The organism is Streptomyces umbrinus (assembly GCF_030817415.1).
GTDB classification, from domain to species: domain Bacteria; phylum Actinomycetota; class Actinomycetes; order Streptomycetales; family Streptomycetaceae; genus Streptomyces; species Streptomyces umbrinus_A.
On the sequence record NZ_JAUSZI010000002.1, the window covers coordinates 11,696,675 to 11,714,586 of the forward strand.

Sequence of the window (17,912 nt, forward strand, 5' to 3'; positions counted from 1 at the left end):
TGTGAGCGCCCAGACATGCGATGTCTGGCGGGTTCTCTCCTGCTAGGGGATGGCGCGAGGAAGCCGATGAGACTGAGAACAGACCGCTGTTCCACCGTCGCCACCATCGACTTCCGGAACTCCCGCGTCAGGTACACGCCCCGGTCCATTGGGGGCACGCTGGAGCGCACCGTCCGGACGACCACTGGCGGCAGGCGGCCGAGGAGGCCATGCCCACGCTCGCGGAGTTGCGTGACCAGAGCGTGATCGGCGCGGTCGGCACCGGTATGAACCAGTCGGCGCTTGGCGACGTCCTGTCCGCCGCGTGGGACGTGGGCAAGAGCGCTGTGGCGGGGGGTGTCTTGAACTTGGGACTGCTCTCCGGTGACCGCCCCTCCCCGGCACGAAGTACCTCTACGAGGACGACCCGCCGGCTCTGGTCGCCCGTGCCGGGGCGATCGCCGAGATCCTCACGGTGCACGGGGTCACTCTGCCCGTCGCCGTGATCGCCTTCCCGCACAGGAATCCCAGTATCGTCAACGTCACCCTCGGCATGCGGACTCCAGAACAGGTCGGACGAAACGTGGAACTCCATGATCGACAAGTCCCGGACGCCCTCTGCGACGATCTCCGCGCTCAGGGGCTGATCAGGCCGGACGTGCTCGCGGGGCACGGTGGGGGAGGGGCGAGCGGTGTCGCTGACGGACAAGGCCATTGATGAGATCCGTGAGCTGATCCGGACCGGTGTCCTGCCTCCGGGCTCGAAGCTCCCGCCGGAGCCGGACCTGGCCGCGCAGCTGGGCCTGTCCCGGAACCTCGCCCGGGAAGCGGTCAAGGCGCTGGCCGTCGCACGGGTCCTGGAGGTCCGGCGGGGCGACGGCACGTATGTGACCAGCCTTCAGCCGAGTCTGCTCCTGGAGGGCCTGGGCGGCGCGGTGGAACTGCTGCAGGGTGATTCGGTCGCCCTGCGCGATCTCATGGAAGTACGGCGACTCCTCGAACCTATGGCCACGGCCCTTGCCGCGACTCGGATCTCCGACTCCCAACTGGCCGAGGTGAAGCGGCACTTGGATGCCATGCGCGAGGCCCGGGACGATGTCGAACAGCTGAACGCCCACGACGCCGCCTTCCACCGTGCGGTCATCTCGGCCACGGGCAACGAAACCCTCCTCACCCTCCTGGAAAGCATCTCCGGCCGCACCCTGCGTGCCCGCATCTGGCGCGGTCTGGTCGACGACAAGGCCGCGGGCCGCACTCTCGCCGAGCACGAGGCGATCTTCAACGCGCTTTCCACCCGTGACGCGGCCCTCAGCCAGGCCGCCGCTCTGCTGCACGTGAGCAACACCGAGCAGTCGCTGAGGGAACATCTGAGCTCAGGCGAGCCCCTCGCCTTCGGGACGGCAGCGCGGAAGTGACGGGCGGACGCTGCCCGCGGCATCGGGGACCCGGCGCGGAGGACCGCGACGGGTGGAGTGCCCGGCGTTGGACTCCCGTGGTCACGTCAGCGCAGCAGGCGTACGTTGCGCAGCCGGATGGTGGTTGCGGAGCCACAGCTTCGAACCGACATACGTCCACGGCTGCCGTCGCGACCACGCGGATGTCGACGACGGGCGCGGGCACACCCTCCCACTGGGCACGTGCTCGATTCACCGTCCGGCCTCGGGCTGCGGGCGCTCGTCGAGCAGTCCGGTCTGCGCCGGCAGCGCGGCCTGCGTCCGGCTGGTCACGCGAAGCTTCGTGAGGATCGCGCCGACGTGGTCCTTCACGTGTCGGCACCCGGTGGATGCGGGCCCCGATGTCGGCGTCGAACGTGGTCAGTCTCGTCACCAACGGAGCGGCCGGCATCGTCCGCAGCTCAGGCAGCACCGTGATCCCGTCGACGTCGGGCATCCGTACGTCCAGCAGCACGACGTCGGGCCGCTCCCGGCGGACGGTCTCGACGGCGTCGGCGCCGCTCGCGGTCGCGATGACGTCGATGTCGTTTCACCGCGCTGAGTGGTGGTGCGTACCGGCTCACCAACCGGCACAGCGGCAAGGCGCTGGACAACGCCAACATCGACACGGAGGGGAGCACGGTCATCCAGTGGTCCGCCAGCGGCGGCTCCCCGCAGCGGTGGAACATGACCAGGCTCAGCTGAACACACCGGGGGCAGGGTGCTCTTGGCCCGTCCCTCGGCTCATGCCCCGTGTCGTTCGAGAACGAGGCGGGCCGTGCGGGCCATGGCCTCGTCGACCATCTCGCCTCGGAATGTCACGGCGCCCGTCCCTTCCCGCTGTGCCGCCTCGACCGCCGTGATCAGCTCTGCGCAGCGGGCGAGTTCGGCGGAGCCGGGAGAGAACACCTCGTTGATCACGGGGACATGGGAGGGATGGATCGCCATCATGCCCTCGTAGCCGAGGGAGCGGTTCTGTTCGGCGAAGGCGCGCAGCCCCGGCAGGTCGCCGACGCGCGTCCACAGTCCGCTGACCGGGCACGGCACCCCGGCTGCCCTGGCGTCCAGCAGAACGCGGGAGCGCAGTGCCATCGTTTCGGTTCCCTCAGGGCTCCATCGGTAGCCGACGGCGCGTTCCACATCGCCGCCGGGTGCGGTGAGAGCGCCCAGGTAGGCGATGCGTGAGGCGGCCCGGGCGATGTCGTAGGCCTCGCGCAGGCCGCGTGCCGTCTCGAGCAGGGGCACCAGGGCGACCCGCCCCGGCGGCATGCCCTGTTCCTGTTCACACCAGCCCAGCAGTTGGTCGGCAAGCCTCACGTTCTGGGAGGAGCGGACCTTGGGAAGGACGATCCCGGCGAGTCCGGGCCGTACGACCGCCCGCAGTTCCTCGGCCCCTGCCCAGTCGTCCAGCGGATTGACACGGACGAACAGCGCCATCCGTCCCGTCTGTTCGGGCGGTGCGGCGGCCCGTGCGAGGGTGTCGGCCACCTGCGCGCGGGCGGCGAGCTTGTCCGCGGCGGGCACCGCGTCCTCCAGGTCGAGGACGGCGGCGTCGGCGCCCGCCACCCGGGCCTTGGGCAGCCAGTCGGTTCTGGTGCCGGGGACGAAGAGCAGGGAGCGCAGCGGGGGCCGGTCGACCACTCCCGCGTCCGCCTCGGCCGGGCCTTCGGGATACGCCTCAGATGACATCGCTCTTCTCCAGGTCGGCCAACTCGTCCGCGCTGAGTCCGAGCCACTGCCCATAGACCAGGTGGTTGTCCTGTCCGAGGGCGGGCCCCGTACGCCAGACCCGCCCGGGGCGCTGCCGGAAATGCGGGATCACCGCCTGCATACGCACCGGACCGAGATCGGGGTCTTCGACGGTGACGATGTCCTCGCGTTCGGCGTACACGGGGTCCGCGGCGATGTCCGCGGCGTCGAACACCCGTGAGGCCACGACCTCGGCCCGGGCGAACTCCTCCAGGCACTCGCCGGTGTCGCGCTCCGCCACCCAGTTCCGCAGGTTCTCGTCCAACTGCTCGCGTCGGTCGTATTGTTGCTGAGCCGTGGTGAACTCCTCCTCGGGGAGTCCGAGCAGGCGGGCGATGTTGCGGACCGATCGCAGCGTCGCGGAGGTCACCGTGATCCACTCGCCGTCGCGGGAGCGGTAGGTGTTGATCACGGCCCCCGGGGCGACCGCCAGCTGGTTGCCGGAGCGTTCGGGCACTCGGCCCAACTGGTCGTGGACGATGACCTGCCACTCGACCAGCCGGAACAGGGACTCGAAGAGAGCGAGGTCGATCCACTCGCCGTCGAAATCGGGGTCGTGGTCGCGGCGGTGGAGGGCGGCGAGGACGGCGTAGGCGCCCATCAGGCCGGTCACGGCGTCGCCGTGCGAGAAGCCGGTGTGCACGGGTGGGCCGTCGGGAAAGCCGGTCAGGTGGACGACTCCGCTGCGCGCCTCACCCACCTTGCCGAAGCCGGGAGCGTCCGCCTGTGACGAGGTGGCGCCGAAGCCGGAGATCTGCAGCAGGACTGCCCGGGGGTTGATCCGGTGCACGGATTCCCAGTCGAGTCCCCAGCCGCGCAGGCGTCCCGCGCGCAGGGTGACGATGATGACGTCCGCCCAGGCGACGAGGCGGTGGGCGACGGTCCGGCCGGCCTCGTGGTGCAGATCGAGGGTGACCGAGCGTTTGTTGCGGCCGGCGACCTTGAACCACAGGGGAACACCGTCACGTTGGGGCCCCATGGCACGGGCAGCGTCTCCGGCGCCGGGGGGTTCCACGTGTACGACGTCGGCCCCCTGGTCGGCGAGCATCGACCCCGCCAGCGGACCGGCCACCACATGGGCGAACTCGACCACCTTCAGCCCGCGCAACTGCCCGCTTCCGGTGGTGTTCCGCTCGTCGTCCGACACCGCTGAGCTCCCTTGCACTGCCGTTCCGCGTGGGTCCCCGACAGCGTCGTCCCGCATTGGTGCGGCACCGCCGTCGCCGTTGTCTTCAGACTGCCGGAGCGGAGAAATGCCTGTCGAGCAACAGAAGGCCATCAATCAATGCGAAAAATGCATGAATTGAGCAGGTGCTGCGGCAGGATGCTGCCTCAGGCCCACGACACTCCGGGTGGAAGCGGACGTCCCTGGCGGCGGAACTCTTCGAGCGTCTCCAGGAACCGCTCCGTCACGGTCGGGAGCGTTCGGCGGGCGCGCAGCGCGATGTCCAGACGCCGGTCCACCACGGGGTCCACCAGTGGGCGGCAGACGACGGGTCCGGCACCCATCAGCGGGAGCACCAGGGCGGGCATCGCCGACACTCCGAGGCCGGCGGTCACCAGTCCGCCCACGGTCGCGATACTGCCCGCCTCGGCCGCCGGCGGCGCGTGCGCGTCGATCTGGGCGAACGCCGCGTCGGTGAGCCGGCGCACGCTCGAGTCGCGCCCGACGGCCAGGAACGGCTGACGAGCCAGGTCGTCCCAGGCGATCTCGTGGCGGTCGGCGAGCGGGTGGCCTTCCGGCAGCACCGCGACGAAGCGGTCCCTGACCAGAGGGCGGTGCTCCAACTGCTCCGGCGGATTACCGACGGTGGTGATCGCGAAGTCGGCGTCGCCGGACAGAACCCGGTCCAGTACCGACCGCTCCAGGCCGTCGAGGAGCCGTACCGCCACCTGTGGCCGCCGCTCGCGGAAGTCGGAGATCACCTGCGGCAGGAGCACCGCCGCGACGGAGGGAAGAGTGGCCACGGCGACCGTTCCCGACTCGCCGAGCAGGAATCGCCTGAGCTCCTTCATGCCCGCTCTGTGCGCGGTGACGATCTGCTCGGCGACGCGCAGGGCCTCGACGCCCGCCGCGGTCAACTGCACGTTGCGGGTGTCCCGTTCCAGGAGCTGTACGCCCAGTTGTCGCTCCAGATCCGCGACCGCGCGACTGAGTGAAGACTGGGACACATGCATCTCCGCGGCGGCCGCGGTGAAGCTCGCGGCCCGGGCGACGGCCGCGTATGCCGCCAGTTGACGCAGGGTGGTGGCCTCCATGGGCGACGAGCATAGGGTGCCCCGCTTGAATTGATGCGCTTAACGCATGAACAGATCTCGGTTTGATGCTGGACACCGATCCGCCGGTGCTCCGAAACTCTCGCGTAACACCTCGGACTGCCCCCGCTCAGTTCCACCCATCGCAGCCGAGGGCCGTCCCCGAGAAAGCGAGCGCCGCCATGCTGGCAGCCCTGGGCTTCGCCACGATCGCCGTCCTCCTGCTGCTCACCATGACCAAACGCGCCTCGGTACTGGTCGCTCTGATCCTGCTTCCGGTGCTGGCGGCGCTCATCGGCGGATTCGCGGGCGATCTGGGCGAGTTGATTCTCGGTGGGCTGTCCAAGGTGGCCCCCACCGGCATCATGATCGCCTTCGCGGTCCTGTACTTCAGCCTGATGGTGGACGCCGGGCTCTTCGACCCTCTGATCCGCGGTCTGTTGCGCGTGGCTCGTGGCGATCCGTTGCGGATCACGGTCGCCACGGCCGTCCTCACCCTGTGCGTGGCGCTGGACGGAGACGGCGCCTCCACCTTCCTCATCACCGTCTCCGCACTGCTGCCGGTCTACCAGCGGCTCGGCATGAACCCCCTGGTGCTGTCAGGAGTGGTCTGCCTGGGCGCGGGTGTGATGAACATGGTCCCCTGGGGTGGCCCGACGGTACGCGCCATGGCGGCGCTGAAGCTGGACAGTTCCGACGTCTTCACCCCAATACTGCCCGCGATGGGCGTCGGCGTCGCCTGGGTGCTGGTGGCCTCCTATCTGCTCGGCCGCCGGGAACGCAACCGTCTTGCCGCGCTGTCCCCGCAGGCTCCGGCTCCGGCTCCGGACGCGGGCAAGGACGAGCAGGACGACCGTGATTCCGCCGTCGCTGCGACGACGGTCACGGCGACCACCGAACCCGAGCCGAGTCGGCACGCCACTCCCGCGACGGCCGACGGGAAGCGACAGGCCCTCCGGGCTCCCGGGGACGGCCCCGGCACCGTCCGGGTCCCGCCGCTGCCACGGACCTGGCTGAACGTCTTCAACCTCCTGCTCACCGTCACCCTCGTGGTCTGTCTGATCCAGGAAGTGATGCCACTTCCGGTGCTGTTCGTCCTCGGGTTCGCGATCGCGGCGCTGGTCAACCACCCCACCTGGGAACAGCAGCAGGCGCTGCTCGACAGGCACGCCAAGAACGTGGTCCTGGTCACCACTATGATCTTCGCGGCCGGTGTCCTCACCGGGATCCTCAGTGGCACCAGGATGCTCGACGAGATGGCCGAGACGCTCGTCTCCGTCGTCCCCGACTCCTTCGGCTCGCACCTGCCCGTCGCGGTGGCGGTCAGCGGTATGCCGCTGAGTCTGGTCTTCACCCCGGACGCCTACTACTTCGGCGTACTGCCCGTACTCGCCGAGACCGCGCAGGGCTTCGGCACGGACCCGGCCGAGGTCGCCCGGGCCGCCATTCTCGGCCAGATGACCACGGGGTTCCCGCTCAGCCCGCTCACCGCCTCCACGTTCATCCTGGTCGGCATGAGCGGTGTGTCGCTCGGCGAACACCAGCGCTTCATCTTCCGCTGGGCCTTCGCCACCACCCTGGTCATGACGGCCGCCGCCCTGCTGACCGGTGCGTTCTCACTGTGACAGGCGACCCGGGCCCGAGCGCATGCCCCGCCGTCGTGGACTCCCGGCAGCCACCGCACCTGCCGCTCGTCCCTCCGACGTGCCGCCTGCTTCCGGGAGTCCGGAGCGGGGCGACGACCTCCACACACACCAAGTACCCGATCCGCGCGACCCAGTTCCCCACAGGACCGAGACGAGGACGCACATGAGACGGATCACCAGACGTACGGCGCTCGCAGTCACCGCGGGCGCGGTCGCGGCTCCGGCCGTGACCACGGCAACCGCCGCGGCCGCCGACACCACCACAGGGACATCCGGCACAGGAATATCCGAGGGACGCCAGCCGACCGGGGGGCGCAATCCGGTCCTGCGAACGGACCTCGTCACGCGGGTGACACCGAGGAACAACTGGCTGGTGACAGCTGTCGCCCTCCAGTACGGGCATCGCATCGACCTGCGCGGCGGGGTGATCCCGCCCTCGGCCTTCCAGGTGAAGGCCACCGTGGGCGGGCAGACAGCGGCTCGCACGGTGACCCGGGTCTACTCCAGCACCACCGCCGAAGTGGACGACCGGTCCCGCCCCGGACGGCCGGGAGACCGACTGATCATCGAACTCGACCCGAACGACTCCAACGCGCGGGCCGCGGGCACCGATCCCCTTCCGCTGGACCGTGCGTACTCCGTCAGACAGGTGGCGGACGTGCACACCCCGGAAGGCGAACCAGTGCTCAGGGCCGGTCCGTTCGCGGTCCGGAACGACAACGTCACCAATCCCGTGGTCGACGCCTTCGCCGCCGGTTCCTTCACCGACTCCACGGGCTTCGAACTGGACTTCCGGCTGTACCGGCCCGAGGGATACGTACGGAACCCGCGGACGCGTACGCGGTACCCACTCGTCGTCACCCTGCACGGCGGTGGTGAGGTCGCGGACAACAACATGACCCAGCTCACCTCCAACCGGATCGCCGTCACGTTCGCCAAACCGGAACGACAGCGCCGCGACCCCGCCTTCGTGCTCTCGCCGCAGATCCCCCTGCCCCGTCCCATGGACGGACCCGACGGCACGGACTGGACCGACGCCAAGGTCCAGGCCGCTCTGATCGAACTCATCGACACCTTCGTGAGCGAGCACTCCCGAAACGTGGACACGGCCCGGCTGTATCTCGTCGGACTGTCCTCGGGCGGCCGCGGTATCTACAGCCTGCTGGCCAAGCGACCCGACGAGTTCGCGGCCGCCCTGCCCACGGCCGGCTGGGGCGACGCGGCCACCATGGACAGGATCACGCACATCCCGATCTGGGCCGACCACTCCGTCGACGACCCGGTCGTGCCGTACCGGGAGGGCCGGTTCGGCAAGCCCGGCACCTGGACACTGATGAACGCGCTGGAGACCGCCGGTGCCCGGGTCACCCGTGGGGAGTGGGCGAACGACCTGCCGAAGGCGCAGTTCGAGGCCAGGTCCCGGGAGCTCCTACGGCAGGCCAGGGCTACCCGCAGCCACGTACTGTTCACCAGCTACACGCCCGGCACGACACCGGTGAACCCACACCTCGCATGGGCCCAGACGTATGAGAACGACGTGGTCATCGACTGGCTCTTCGCACAGTCCCGGTAGCCGCAGCACGCGGCGCCCCTTCCTTCCGGAGGTAAAGCAATGCGTCCATCCAGTGGTTCCACCCAATCGGCCGTGCCGTTACGGACAAGATCCCGTGCCATGACGGCACTGATCGCCCTGGCGACCACCATCGGCCTGGCGCTGGCCCTGCTGACGGCCGCCGCCCCGCCGGCGGCCGCCGCGGACCTGCTGTCCCAGGGCAAACCCGCGACCGCCTCGTCCACCGAGAACACGTCAACTCCCGCGTCGGCGGCCGTGGACGGCAACGCCGGGACGCGCTGGGCAAGCGCGTTCAGTGACCCGCAGTGGCTGAGCGTCGATCTGGGCGCCACTGCCACTGTCAGCCAAGTAGTGCTGCGCTGGGAGGCCGCGTATGCCCGCGCGTTCCAGATCCAGACCTCCACCAACGGCACCGCCTGGACCACCGTCCACTCGACCACGACCGGCACTGGCGGTGTGCAGACCCTCGACGTGAACGGCAACGGCCGGTACGTCCGCATGCTGGGCACCCAGCGCGGCACCGCCTACGGTTACTCGCTGTTCGAGTTTCAGGTGTACGGCTCCGGTGGCGGCACTCCTCCGGGCAACGGCATCCCGGATCCGACGGCCACTTCCCTGGAGGCCGCCAACGGGCCGCTGACCACCGCCACTTACACCGTTCCCGGCCCGAGCGGGTACGGCTCAGGCACGGTCACGTACCCCACGAACAGTGGCTCGTACCCGGGTGTCGTACTGATGCCCGGCTATCAGGGCACACAGCAGAACCTGCAGTGGCTCGCACCCCGCCTCGCGTCCTGGGGCTTCGTCGTCGTCAACGTCGGAACCAACACGCTCACCGACGATCCCGAATCGCGCGGCCGGCAGATCTCAGCCGCCGGCACCCAGCTGATCGCGCTCGGCAACGCGGCCGGCAACCCGCTGTCCGGGAAGGTCAACGGCACGCTCGGCGCGGTCGGTCACTCGATGGGCGGCGGTGGAGTCATGGCGGCCCTCCGGGACGACTCGCGCTTCCGGGCGGGCGTACCCACGGCGCCGTACCACCCGAACGCGAACTTCTCCGCGGTCACCGAGCCCACGTTCTTCCTGACCTGTCAGAGCGACTCCGTCGCCCACGGCAACACCTACGCGGTGCCCTGGTACAACTCCATGTCCCAGGCAGAGAAGCTCTACATCGAGGTTCCGGGCGACCACCTGTGCCCGATGACGGGCTCCGGCAACAAGGCCAAGCAGGGCAAGTGGATCGTGTCGTTCCTCAGTCTCTGGCTGCGTGCCGACACCCGCTTCGGCCCGTTCCTGTGCGGTCCCGTACGTGACCCCGACAAGAACAACACAGCTCTGGTCACGCGCTGGATGGACACCTGTTCGTTCTGACCGGAGCATCGCGCGGGTCCCGGTCCCGCCCACCGCATGACGGTCGGCGGGACCGTTCCTCAACGCACGCGTGCGTCGCGTGATCAGTGCCGGGCGAACTGAACCCCGGTCGGTTGCGCGACGTTCGGCCGCAACGCGATCCCGGTGAGAGTCAGTTGTTCTCCGTAGATGTCCGTGACTCTGATCGAGCCTCCGCACCCGCCGCCGTCGGCGGAGATGAAGTAGTTGTATTCGGTGCGGGGCAACTGCCGCCAGCCGCCGCCGGCCCGGACCTCCAGGCGCGCGACCGGATTGCGGTGGCCGATCGCCTGGATGCCGCACCAATGAGGGCTGGACCCGGTCTTGTATCTGATGGAGATCGTCTCGGTCGTGCTGGGACTCAGCAGCTGCCAGGTGATCGGTATCCGGCCGACCTTGAGGTCGGCGAGCTTGGCGAAGGCCTGTTGGCTGAGGTCGAGTTGCCCGGGTGCGCAGGGCAATGGGCATTCGTTGGTGATCCGTACGGTGATCGACTTGCCGTTGGCCGCGCGGACGAGCACGTACGCGCCGCACGCCCTGGACGTCTCGTAGTCGGTGGTGTTCATCGCCGCGATCATGAGGTCGGTGCTCGGGCCGAACAGGCAGGCGCCGTTTCCGTCGGCGGCCTCATAGGCGGTGGCGACCCCCGTGTGGGTGCTGTTGGGCCGAATCCGTCCTGCGGACACCGACGTGGTGGACGCTCTTCGCGGGGGCTGCGAAGTGGCTGTGGCCGAAGGGCGCGCCGCACCGGTCTTCGCACTGGCCGACGGCTTCGGCTTCGGCTTGCCGGTCGCGGAAGGGGTCGCCGACGCGCTCGGGGTGCCAGTCGTGGTCGTGGTTCTCACCTGGTTGGTGGCGACGGGAGTGGCCGCGGCATGCCCTGCCTCCGCCTTGCGGTCGGGGAGCGACCCCAGGACCACGTAGGCGAGAACACCCACGATGGTCACCGCCAAGGTGGCGCTCAGCACAAGTCTGCGTCTCTGCCTGCGCTGACGCGCGGCCTGCCTCGCTGTCTTCATACCTGTCCGTTCGGAAGATCGAGCCGATGGTGCACTGATCAGTGACCGCACAGAGCGAAAAGGTTGCCGTCGATTTCTCACCGGGGCGCACCGGGGGGCCACGGTGGGCGTATTCGGACGGTTTGTCAGGTCGTGCACGGCCCATTTGCCGCAGAAGTCCGCGCAGACCGGGGCCGGGACGGAACTCGCCCAGACAGCGATCGCCGCCCGGACGGTGCGCGTCGCGTAAGCCCGCGACGACTGACAAGCACCGAATCGGCTGCTTCAGGCCCAACAGCCAAGTGACCACCAGCGGTCCGCGTCCCGGGCGAGGGACCCGTGTGAGACCGGCTCGGCCACCAGCCGTGACGCGGTCGCCGGGTGCAACGAAGTCCGCCGGGTGATCTCGGAGACGGTGAGAGCCGGATCGATCGTTGGGCGTGGGGCCTCGGAGATCCGCACCGCCCGCGACAGGACGGACTCACCGGTGGGTGTCCTCACAGACCGTACGCCGCGAGTGCCTCGTCCAGCACCGCCAGCTGGCGCTCCGGCGGCCAGGCGTCGTGGTGCTCCACCGCCGTCAGGACCAGACCGTTGGCGAGCACCCGGAGCAGGTCGACGGTCAGCTCCACCCGCTCGGCGGGTACCAGGGGTTCGACGTGGCGGCGCAGCAGTTCGCGTATCCGCGCGTCCCGGCCGGACGGCGGTGACCGGAACGTGCTCAACGGCCGGGTGGCATTCCTGGGGCGACCGGGGGTCTTCGGGCGGGCACGCCGGTGGCGTTGGGGGCGCGTTCGGCTGGGGCTGGTTGATCGAGCTGATCCGGGACTACGGGTCGAGGCGCATATGGCCCGTCCCTTGCAGTGCAAGGCGATCGCCTCGGCCCGGCTGATGAACGACAAGGTCGACGCGGCGACCCCGGCCGCCCCTGCGCGACGGGAAACTCATCGCCGCCGACGCGCCCGCTCCCACAGCCTGGCACACCACAGAACACCGAGAATGCACGGAGGCGCCATGGCCACCGCCACCGCATCCCTCGATATCCCGCAGAGCCCCGCCCGCGTCTGGCAGCTCATCAGCGGTTTCGGATCCCTCCCCGACTGGCTCCCCTGCATCCCGGAGAGCGAATTGAGTGAAGGCGGCCGTGTACGCCGCCCGACCAACCAGGACGGCAGTGCCATCGTCGAACGCCTCCAGGCTTTCGGCCACGAGGCGCGCAGCTACTCCTACGTCATCGAACAGGCGCTGTTCCCGGTGACGGGCTACCTGTCCACTCTGCGCGTTCACGCCGTCCCCGGCCGCCCGGACGTGTCGCGCGTCGCATGGTCCGGCACGTTCACCCCCCGTCGCTGTGAGTGACACCGACGCCGAGGAGCTGCTCCACGGGAACTCATGTCGACGGCCTCGCCGTGCTCCTGAAGACCGTGAGTGCCTGAAGTGACGGTCACTCGGCATCCGTTGGCAACGGGACGTCGAAAGCGTTGAGTATCACGGAGATGCTGGAGTACTGCGCGATGAGGAAGACGAGTTCCGCCGTACCCTGCTCGCCGAAGGACTCGACCGCACAGCGGTAGAGCGCTCCCGGAAGCGGCGCGCCCGCGTAGAGGCATGCCGCCACATCGTGAGCGACCAGCTCCTCCGACGTCAGTGCCGAGGGCCGCTGTCCGGCGACCAGACCTGCGACGACGCTCTTGGACAGGCCGACCGCCAACGCGACCCTGCTGTGAGAATAGAGTTCGTAGGCCGCGCCGTACCGTGATCCGATGGTGAGGATTGCTACTTCCCGCACGCGCGTCGTGAGCACGCTGCCGCTCGTGACGGTCGTGAACCACTCCAGCAGGGGCCGGGCAAGGCCGGGAAAGCGCAGCATCACGGGGAACGGACCGATCAGCGCGCCGTTCTCGTCCGTCGAGGTGAAGGGCGTCCGCAGCCCATCCATCATCCGCCGAACATGCTCGTCGAGCACGCGCTGCTCGTCCGACAGGGCACTTGGCTCGATGGCGGGCATCCTCATGGTTTCCTCCTGCGTGTGACGGGGCTGCTGCGACGGTCAGCCGGGAGCTTGAGGACGCTGAGAGGCGGGCGGACGTCGGACAGTTGGCTGCGGTCGGGGTTCCCGAGTGAGTGGCCGCCTCGCGGTCCCTCGAAGCTCGGGCGGTATCGAGGCGGGCCTGCCGAGCACCATCCATCGACGTGATTTCCCAAAGTACACCGGCTAGTGTGATTTTAGGAATGGTGAGTGCGTCGCGCCTCACGGCGTGCACGCGCACTCACCGTCCTGCGGCGCGCTGTGCGCCGAACTCGGCCGGAACCGCCGCTGCCGGTGGGACTTGATGTGCCTGCGCCGAGGTGGGCGGCAGCGTAGTTCTCACGGCGGAGGGCCGAGGTGAGCCGTACTTGAAACTCAGTAGGCGGATTGTCGCAGCACCGATGACGACTCGGCATGGTGCTTGTCGAGAGGCTGATGGGGTTCCCGACACGAGATACGGAGACTCCTTCGATGGCGACCTTCCTGTACCAACTGGGCCAACGGGCCTTCCGACGGCGTCGGTGGGTGGCCCTGCTGTGGGTGGCCGTGCTGGCCGTCGTCGGCATTGGTGCCCTCAGCGCTGCGGAAGCCCCTGACGATTCGTCATCGATGCCGGGGATCGAGTCCCAGAAGGCGTTCGACCTCATCAACGAGCAGTTCCCCGGCAGTGAGGCGAACGGCGCGAGCGCCCGGATCGTCTTCGTCGCGCCGGGCGGCCAGAAGATCACTGCGGCAGGCCACCGATCGGCCGTCGACCGGTTTCTCACCGAGGCGGCCGACGGACCACAGGTCGCCGACGTGTCGAGCCCGTTCGAGGGGCCGGGGCTGAGCAAGGACAAGACCACGGCCTACGCCACGGTCACCTACAAGACCAAGGACGACGAGGTCACCGATGTCAGCAAGAAGGAGCTGGAGGGGGCCATCGAGGACGTCCGCGACACGGGCCTGACCGTCGAGGTCGGCGGAAGCGCGCTGGCCACCGAGGCGCCCGCCGGAATGGGCGAGATCGTCGGCGTCCTTGTAGCGGCGGTCGTACTGCTGATCACCTTCGGCTCCTTTGCCGCGGCAGGGCTTCCGTTGATCACCGCCGTCATCGGTGTCAGCATCAGCCTGGCCGGGATCACCGCCCTCGCCAACGCCTTCGGACTGCCCTCGACCAGCGGCGAGTTGGCCATGATGCTCGGTCTCGCGGTCGGTATCGACTATTCGCTGTTCGTGGTCTCCCGCTACCGGGAGGAACGGGCGAAGGGCCGTGCTCCGGAGGAGGCCGTCGGTCTGGCCTTGGGCACGGCCGGTTCCGCGGTCGTCTTCGCCGGCCTCACGGTCGTCATCGCGCTCGCCGGCCTATCGGTGGTCGGTGTACCGATGCTGACGAAGATGGGCCTGTCCGCCGCGGGAACGGTCGTTGTCGGCGTACTGATCGCGCTCACCCTGGTTCCCGCACTGCTCGGCTTCTGGCCGAACGCCGTCCTCGCCCGCCAGAGCCGTGGCGGCCAGACCCGTGGCGGCCGGGCCGGCAAGTCCGAGCGCGGCCCGCGAATCCCCAGGATCAGGATCCGCCGTCGCGGCCGGCAACTCCGCAGGAGTGAGGAACCCGGCGAGAGCCAGGCGCTCCGCAAGAACCGGGAGCCCCGCAAGCGTGAGGAAGCCGGAAGCTGGAGCGTCCGCTGGGCGAGTTTCGTCCTGCGACGGCCCGTAGCTGTGCTGCTCGTCACCGTTGCAGGCCTGGGCGCCCTCGCCGTGCCTGCCCTGGATCTGCGGCTGGGTATGCCGGGTGACGAGGCCAAGCCCACCTCAACGACGGAACGCCGTGCCTACGACGCCCTCGCGGAGGGGTTCGGCCCCGGCTTCAACGGTCCGCTGACGATCGTCGTGGACGCGCGGGACGCTGACGACCCGAAGGCCGCGGTGGAGACGGTCGCCGAGCGGATCGGCGCTACCAAGGGCGTCGTATCGGTCTCCCCGGCTCAGTTCAACGAGGCCGAGGACACCGCGGTGCTGTCTGCCACACCCTCCACCGCTCCCACCAGCGAGCGGACCAAGAACCTCGTCCACACCATCCGCGACGAGCGATCGGCGACGGAGACCGAGACCGGTGCCACCTTCGAGGTCACCGGCACCACAGCGTTGAACATCGACATCGCCAAGAAGATGCAGGACGCGCTGATCCCCTACCTCGTGGTCGTTGTAGGCCTGGCCTTCCTCCTGCTGCTGGTGGTCTTCCGCTCCGTACTGGTGCCTCTCAAGGCGGCTCTCGGCTTCCTCCTGTCGGTTCTCGCGTCCTTCGGCGCCGTGGTCACGGTCTTCCAGAACGGCCACGGGGCCAGTCTCCTCGGAGTCGATCAGACCGGGCCCATCATGAGCCTGATGCCGATCTTCCTGGTCGGCATCGTCTTCGGACTCGCCATGGACTACCAGGTGTTCCTGGTGTCCCGGATGCGCGAGGCATACGTCCACGGGGAAGGGGCCGGCCAGGCGGTCGTCTCCGGCTTCCGCCACAGCGGCCGGATCGTGGTGGCGGCCGCGCTGATCATGATGGCCGTGTTCTCGGGCTTCATGACGGCCGGCGATTCCATGGTCAAGATGGTCGGCTTCGGCCTCGCCACCGCCGTCCTGTTCGACGCCATCGTCGTCCGGATGGTCCTGGTTCCCGCTGTGCTCGCGCTGCTGGGCAAGCGGGCCTGGTGGCTGCCCGGCTGGCTGGACCGACTGCTGCCGCGGGTGGACATCGAGGGCGAAGCCCTCAACCGCCGGGCCGTTGAACCCCCCGCCCCGACCGGCGAATCACACCACGACATGGCGCGCGTCTGACCGACACACCAGGGGGAGGGGCCCCATGCACGCCATGGGGCCCCTCCCCGCTCCACGACCACTCCGGGCCAGGCCGGCCGAAAGAACAACCGTCGGCGTGTCGGGACCGGATCCACCCCAGCGGAGAACCTCATGCTCGCGACTTGGCGGCGGTACGCCGGCCAACACCCCCGCCTCGTCGAGGCGGGATTCCTGCTGCTGGTGTACGCGGCCACCAGCAACCAGTACAACGAAGGGGGACCAGGGCGGTGGCCCGGGCTTCTCCTCGCCACTGCCGCGTGCACTTCGCTGCTGGGGCGGCGCGGCCATCCAGGTGCGGTCGTCGCGATCACCGCGGTCTGCGCCGCGATCTCCGGCAGCATCGGCCATCTGATCAGCCCTCTCCTGCTGCTCCCCGTGATCGTGGCGCTCTACGAACTCACCCTGCGCACCCCGCAGAAGACCGCGCACGCCTACGGCATCGCCGTGATCGCGCTGATCGTCCTGACGGCCCTTCTCTCCGACGCCAACAACCAGCCCTGGGGACTCAAGACGGTCAGTCCCGCCTTCTGGATCATGCTCCCCGTCGTTCAGGGCTCGGCGGTCCGGGCCCGACGGGCCTACTTGGAAGCCGTTCACACACGAGCCGAGCACGCCGAACGTACGCGGGAGGAGGAGGCACGCCACCGTGTCGCCGAGGAACGGATCCGCATCGCCCGCGAACTGCACGACGTCGTCGCCCATCACATGGCCCTGGCCAATGCGCAGGCCGCCACCGCGGCGCACCTCGCCCGAACCCGACCGGAACAGGCACAGACGATTCTTGCCGAGCTGGGCACCACGACCTCCTCGGCACTGCGCGAACTCCAGGCCACCGTCGGCCTTCTGCGCCAGTCCGACGACCCCGAGGACCCTCTGGAGCCGAGTCCCGGACTTGGGCGTCTACCCGAGTTGGCATCCGCTTTCGGTGCCGCCGGGCTCACCGTCCTCGTCACGGTGGACGGCGAGACACGGCCCTTGTCACCGGGAGTGGACCTGACCGCGTTCCGGATCGCGCAGGAAGCGCTGACCAACGTTGCCAAGCACGCCGGTGCGAGCACGGCCCGAGTCGAACTCGCCTACACCGTCGACCGTCTGACTCTCACCGTCAGCGACGACGGCGGCGCTGTCCCGCGCGCACCTGCCCCCAGCGGCGGCTTCGGCCTCATCGGGATGCAGGAACGCGCCCAGTCCGCCGGCGGCCGTCTCCAGGCAGGACACCGACCTGAAGGCGGCTTCGCCGTCACCGCTCAACTGCCCATTCATGTCTGACTCCTGGAAGACACTGATGACCATCCGTGTACTGCTCGCCGACGACCAGGCCCTCCTGCGGGCGACATTCCGAATCCTGATCGACTCCTGCGACGACCTGGAAGTGGTGGCGGAGGCAGCCGACGGTGCCGAAGCCGTCGACCTCACACGCGTCCATCACCCCGACGTCGTCCTCATGGACATCCGCATGCCCGGCACCGACGGCCTCGCCGCGACCTCTGCCATCTGCGCCGACCCAGACCTGCAGAACACTCGCGTCCTCATCCTCACCACGTTCCAGAGCGATGAGCATGTGGCCCGGGCCCTGCGCGTCGGCGCCGGCGGCTTCCTCGGCAAGAACGTCACCGCCGATGAACTCCTCGGCGGAATTCGCACAGTGGCCTCCGGAGACGCACTTCTGTCCCCCGCGGCCACACGCTCCCTCATCGCACGCTTCCTCGCCACGCCCGACCGCAGCGACGGACCGACCCCGCGGGTTCTGGAGAACCTCACCCCTCGCGAGCGCGAGATGGTGGTTCTCGTGGCGGACGGGAAATCTGACGACGAGATCGCCGAGGAGGCCTGCCTCAGCCCCCTGACTGTCCGGACGCACGTTCAGCGGGCCAAGACCAAGATGGAGGCACGCAGCCGCGCCCAGTTGGTTGCCATCGCCTACCAGGTGGGCCTGGCGCGACCTCTTCCGTGAGGCGTTTCGACGGACCGGGCCGGTTGAACCGAGTGTCTGCTCGGCGAGAAGCCCGCAGCGCGCCGGGGCCCGAA

At 69.1% G+C, this 17,912-nt stretch carries 15 protein-coding genes and 2 pseudogenes; 10 read left to right on the plus strand and 7 right to left on the minus strand.

Translation table 11 applies throughout. The features are described from left to right. Nucleotides 1–167 precede the first annotated feature (167 nt). Both QF035_RS52055 and QF035_RS52060 read left to right on the plus strand, forming a co-directional pair. A pseudogene (locus QF035_RS52055) lies at nt 168–697 on the plus strand (aldo/keto reductase); the annotation flags it as partial. Then, complete coding sequence (locus QF035_RS52060) at nt 672–1,394, plus strand: FadR/GntR family transcriptional regulator (RefSeq protein WP_307529906.1); 723 nt, start codon at nt 672–674, stop codon at nt 1,392–1,394. The pseudogene QF035_RS52055 and the gene QF035_RS52060, both read left to right, overlap by 26 nt. Nucleotides 1,395–1,625: 231 nt before the next feature. Here QF035_RS52060 and QF035_RS52065 read toward each other — a convergent pair. After that, a pseudogene (locus QF035_RS52065) lies at nt 1,626–1,959 on the minus strand (response regulator transcription factor); the annotation flags it as partial. 11 nt (nt 1,960–1,970) lie between these two features. Between QF035_RS52065 and QF035_RS52070 the strand changes: the two are divergent. Further along, the gene (locus tag QF035_RS52070; protein WP_373467037.1) at nt 1,971–2,117 is read left to right on the plus strand and encodes an RICIN domain-containing protein; all 147 of its coding nucleotides are present in this window, start codon (nt 1,971–1,973) and stop codon (nt 2,115–2,117) included. A 39-nt stretch (nt 2,118–2,156) separates the two neighbouring features. On the opposite strand, the gene QF035_RS52075 is transcribed toward QF035_RS52070, so the two are convergent. From QF035_RS52075 to QF035_RS52085, 3 genes are all read right to left on the minus strand, one after another. After that, nucleotides 2,157–3,101: an HpcH/HpaI aldolase/citrate lyase family protein gene (locus QF035_RS52075; RefSeq protein ID WP_307529908.1), complete on the minus strand. Its 945-nt coding sequence runs from the start codon at nt 3,099–3,101 to the stop codon at nt 2,157–2,159. After that, a complete protein-coding gene (locus tag QF035_RS52080) occupies nt 3,091–4,308 on the minus strand; it encodes a CaiB/BaiF CoA transferase family protein (RefSeq protein ID WP_307529910.1) in 1,218 nt (405 codons plus the stop codon). The genes QF035_RS52075 and QF035_RS52080 overlap by 11 nt, the downstream gene beginning before the upstream one ends. A gap of 185 nt (nt 4,309–4,493) precedes the next feature. Further along, on the minus strand, nt 4,494–5,420 hold the full coding sequence (locus QF035_RS52085) for a LysR family transcriptional regulator (protein WP_307529912.1): 927 nt from the start codon (nt 5,418–5,420) through the stop codon (nt 4,494–4,496). A gap of 179 nt (nt 5,421–5,599) precedes the next feature. Between QF035_RS52085 and QF035_RS52090 the strand changes: the two genes are divergently transcribed. From QF035_RS52090 to QF035_RS52100, 3 genes are all read left to right on the plus strand, one after another. Then, nucleotides 5,600–7,042 (plus strand): CitMHS family transporter, encoded by a 1,443-nt coding sequence (locus QF035_RS52090; protein WP_307529914.1) that lies wholly within the window; start codon nt 5,600–5,602, stop codon nt 7,040–7,042. A 184-nt stretch (nt 7,043–7,226) separates the two neighbouring features. Then, nucleotides 7,227–8,636: a prolyl oligopeptidase family serine peptidase gene (locus tag QF035_RS52095; protein ID WP_307529916.1), complete on the plus strand. Its 1,410-nt coding sequence runs from the start codon at nt 7,227–7,229 to the stop codon at nt 8,634–8,636. A gap of 99 nt (nt 8,637–8,735) precedes the next feature. Continuing rightward, entirely contained in the window at nt 8,736–10,007 is a 1,272-nt protein-coding gene (locus tag QF035_RS52100; protein ID WP_307529918.1) for a poly(ethylene terephthalate) hydrolase family protein, read from the plus strand. Between the two features lie 83 nt (nt 10,008–10,090). Here the strand turns inward: QF035_RS52100 and QF035_RS52105 are convergent, their stop codons facing one another. Both QF035_RS52105 and QF035_RS52110 read right to left on the minus strand, forming a co-directional pair. Continuing rightward, the gene (locus QF035_RS52105) at nt 10,091–11,044 is read right to left on the minus strand and encodes an expansin EXLX1 family cellulose-binding protein (protein WP_307529920.1); all 954 of its coding nucleotides are present in this window, start codon (nt 11,042–11,044) and stop codon (nt 10,091–10,093) included. A gap of 476 nt (nt 11,045–11,520) precedes the next feature. Further along, on the minus strand, nt 11,521–11,748 hold the full coding sequence (locus tag QF035_RS52110) for a TetR family transcriptional regulator C-terminal domain-containing protein (protein WP_307529922.1): 228 nt from the start codon (nt 11,746–11,748) through the stop codon (nt 11,521–11,523). Between the two features lie 289 nt (nt 11,749–12,037). Between QF035_RS52110 and QF035_RS52115 the strand changes: the two genes are divergently transcribed. Further along, entirely contained in the window at nt 12,038–12,382 is a 345-nt protein-coding gene (locus QF035_RS52115; protein WP_307529924.1) for an SRPBCC family protein, read from the plus strand. A gap of 85 nt (nt 12,383–12,467) precedes the next feature. Here the strand turns inward: QF035_RS52115 and QF035_RS52120 are convergent, their stop codons facing one another. Continuing rightward, nucleotides 12,468–13,037 carry a carboxymuconolactone decarboxylase family protein gene (locus tag QF035_RS52120; RefSeq protein WP_307529926.1) on the minus strand — a complete coding sequence of 190 codons (570 nt, stop codon included), beginning with the start codon at nt 13,035–13,037 and terminating at the stop codon, nt 12,468–12,470. Nucleotides 13,038–13,523: 486 nt separating this feature from the next. Between QF035_RS52120 and QF035_RS52125 the strand changes: the two genes are divergently transcribed. From QF035_RS52125 to QF035_RS52135, 3 genes are all read left to right on the plus strand, one after another. Next, nucleotides 13,524–15,863 carry an MMPL family transporter gene (locus QF035_RS52125; RefSeq protein WP_307529928.1) on the plus strand — a complete coding sequence of 780 codons (2,340 nt, stop codon included), beginning with the start codon at nt 13,524–13,526 and terminating at the stop codon, nt 15,861–15,863. A 132-nt stretch (nt 15,864–15,995) separates the two neighbouring features. Beyond that, nucleotides 15,996–17,153, plus strand: coding sequence for a sensor histidine kinase (locus QF035_RS52130; RefSeq protein WP_307529930.1), 1,158 nt, complete (start codon nt 15,996–15,998; stop codon nt 17,151–17,153). Nucleotides 17,154–17,169: 16 nt separating this feature from the next. Further along, the gene (locus QF035_RS52135) at nt 17,170–17,838 is read left to right on the plus strand and encodes a response regulator transcription factor (protein WP_307529932.1); all 669 of its coding nucleotides are present in this window, start codon (nt 17,170–17,172) and stop codon (nt 17,836–17,838) included. Nucleotides 17,839–17,912: the final 74 nt, after the last annotated feature.

What these genes read in the sequence shown, in the direction of transcription:
- QF035_RS52085 (WP_307529912.1), bottom strand. Translation starts at nt 5,420, where the DNA reads ATGGAGGCCACCACCCTGCGTCAACTGGCGGCATACGCGGCCGTCGCC.
- QF035_RS52075 (WP_307529908.1), bottom strand. Translation starts at nt 3,101, where the DNA reads ATGTCATCTGAGGCGTATCCCGAAGGCCCGGCCGAGGCGGACGCGGGA.
- QF035_RS52105 (WP_307529920.1), bottom strand. Translation starts at nt 11,044, where the DNA reads ATGAAGACAGCGAGGCAGGCCGCGCGTCAGCGCAGGCAGAGACGCAGA.
- QF035_RS52095 (WP_307529916.1), top strand. Translation starts at nt 7,227, where the DNA reads ATGAGACGGATCACCAGACGTACGGCGCTCGCAGTCACCGCGGGCGCG.
- QF035_RS52135 (WP_307529932.1), top strand. Translation starts at nt 17,170, where the DNA reads ATGACCATCCGTGTACTGCTCGCCGACGACCAGGCCCTCCTGCGGGCG.
- QF035_RS52090 (WP_307529914.1), top strand. Translation starts at nt 5,600, where the DNA reads ATGCTGGCAGCCCTGGGCTTCGCCACGATCGCCGTCCTCCTGCTGCTC.
- QF035_RS52125 (WP_307529928.1), top strand. Translation starts at nt 13,524, where the DNA reads ATGGCGACCTTCCTGTACCAACTGGGCCAACGGGCCTTCCGACGGCGT.
- QF035_RS52130 (WP_307529930.1), top strand. Translation starts at nt 15,996, where the DNA reads ATGCTCGCGACTTGGCGGCGGTACGCCGGCCAACACCCCCGCCTCGTC.
- QF035_RS52120 (WP_307529926.1), bottom strand. Translation starts at nt 13,037, where the DNA reads ATGAGGATGCCCGCCATCGAGCCAAGTGCCCTGTCGGACGAGCAGCGC.
- QF035_RS52115 (WP_307529924.1), top strand. Translation starts at nt 12,038, where the DNA reads ATGGCCACCGCCACCGCATCCCTCGATATCCCGCAGAGCCCCGCCCGC.
- QF035_RS52100 (WP_307529918.1), top strand. Translation starts at nt 8,736, where the DNA reads ATGACGGCACTGATCGCCCTGGCGACCACCATCGGCCTGGCGCTGGCC.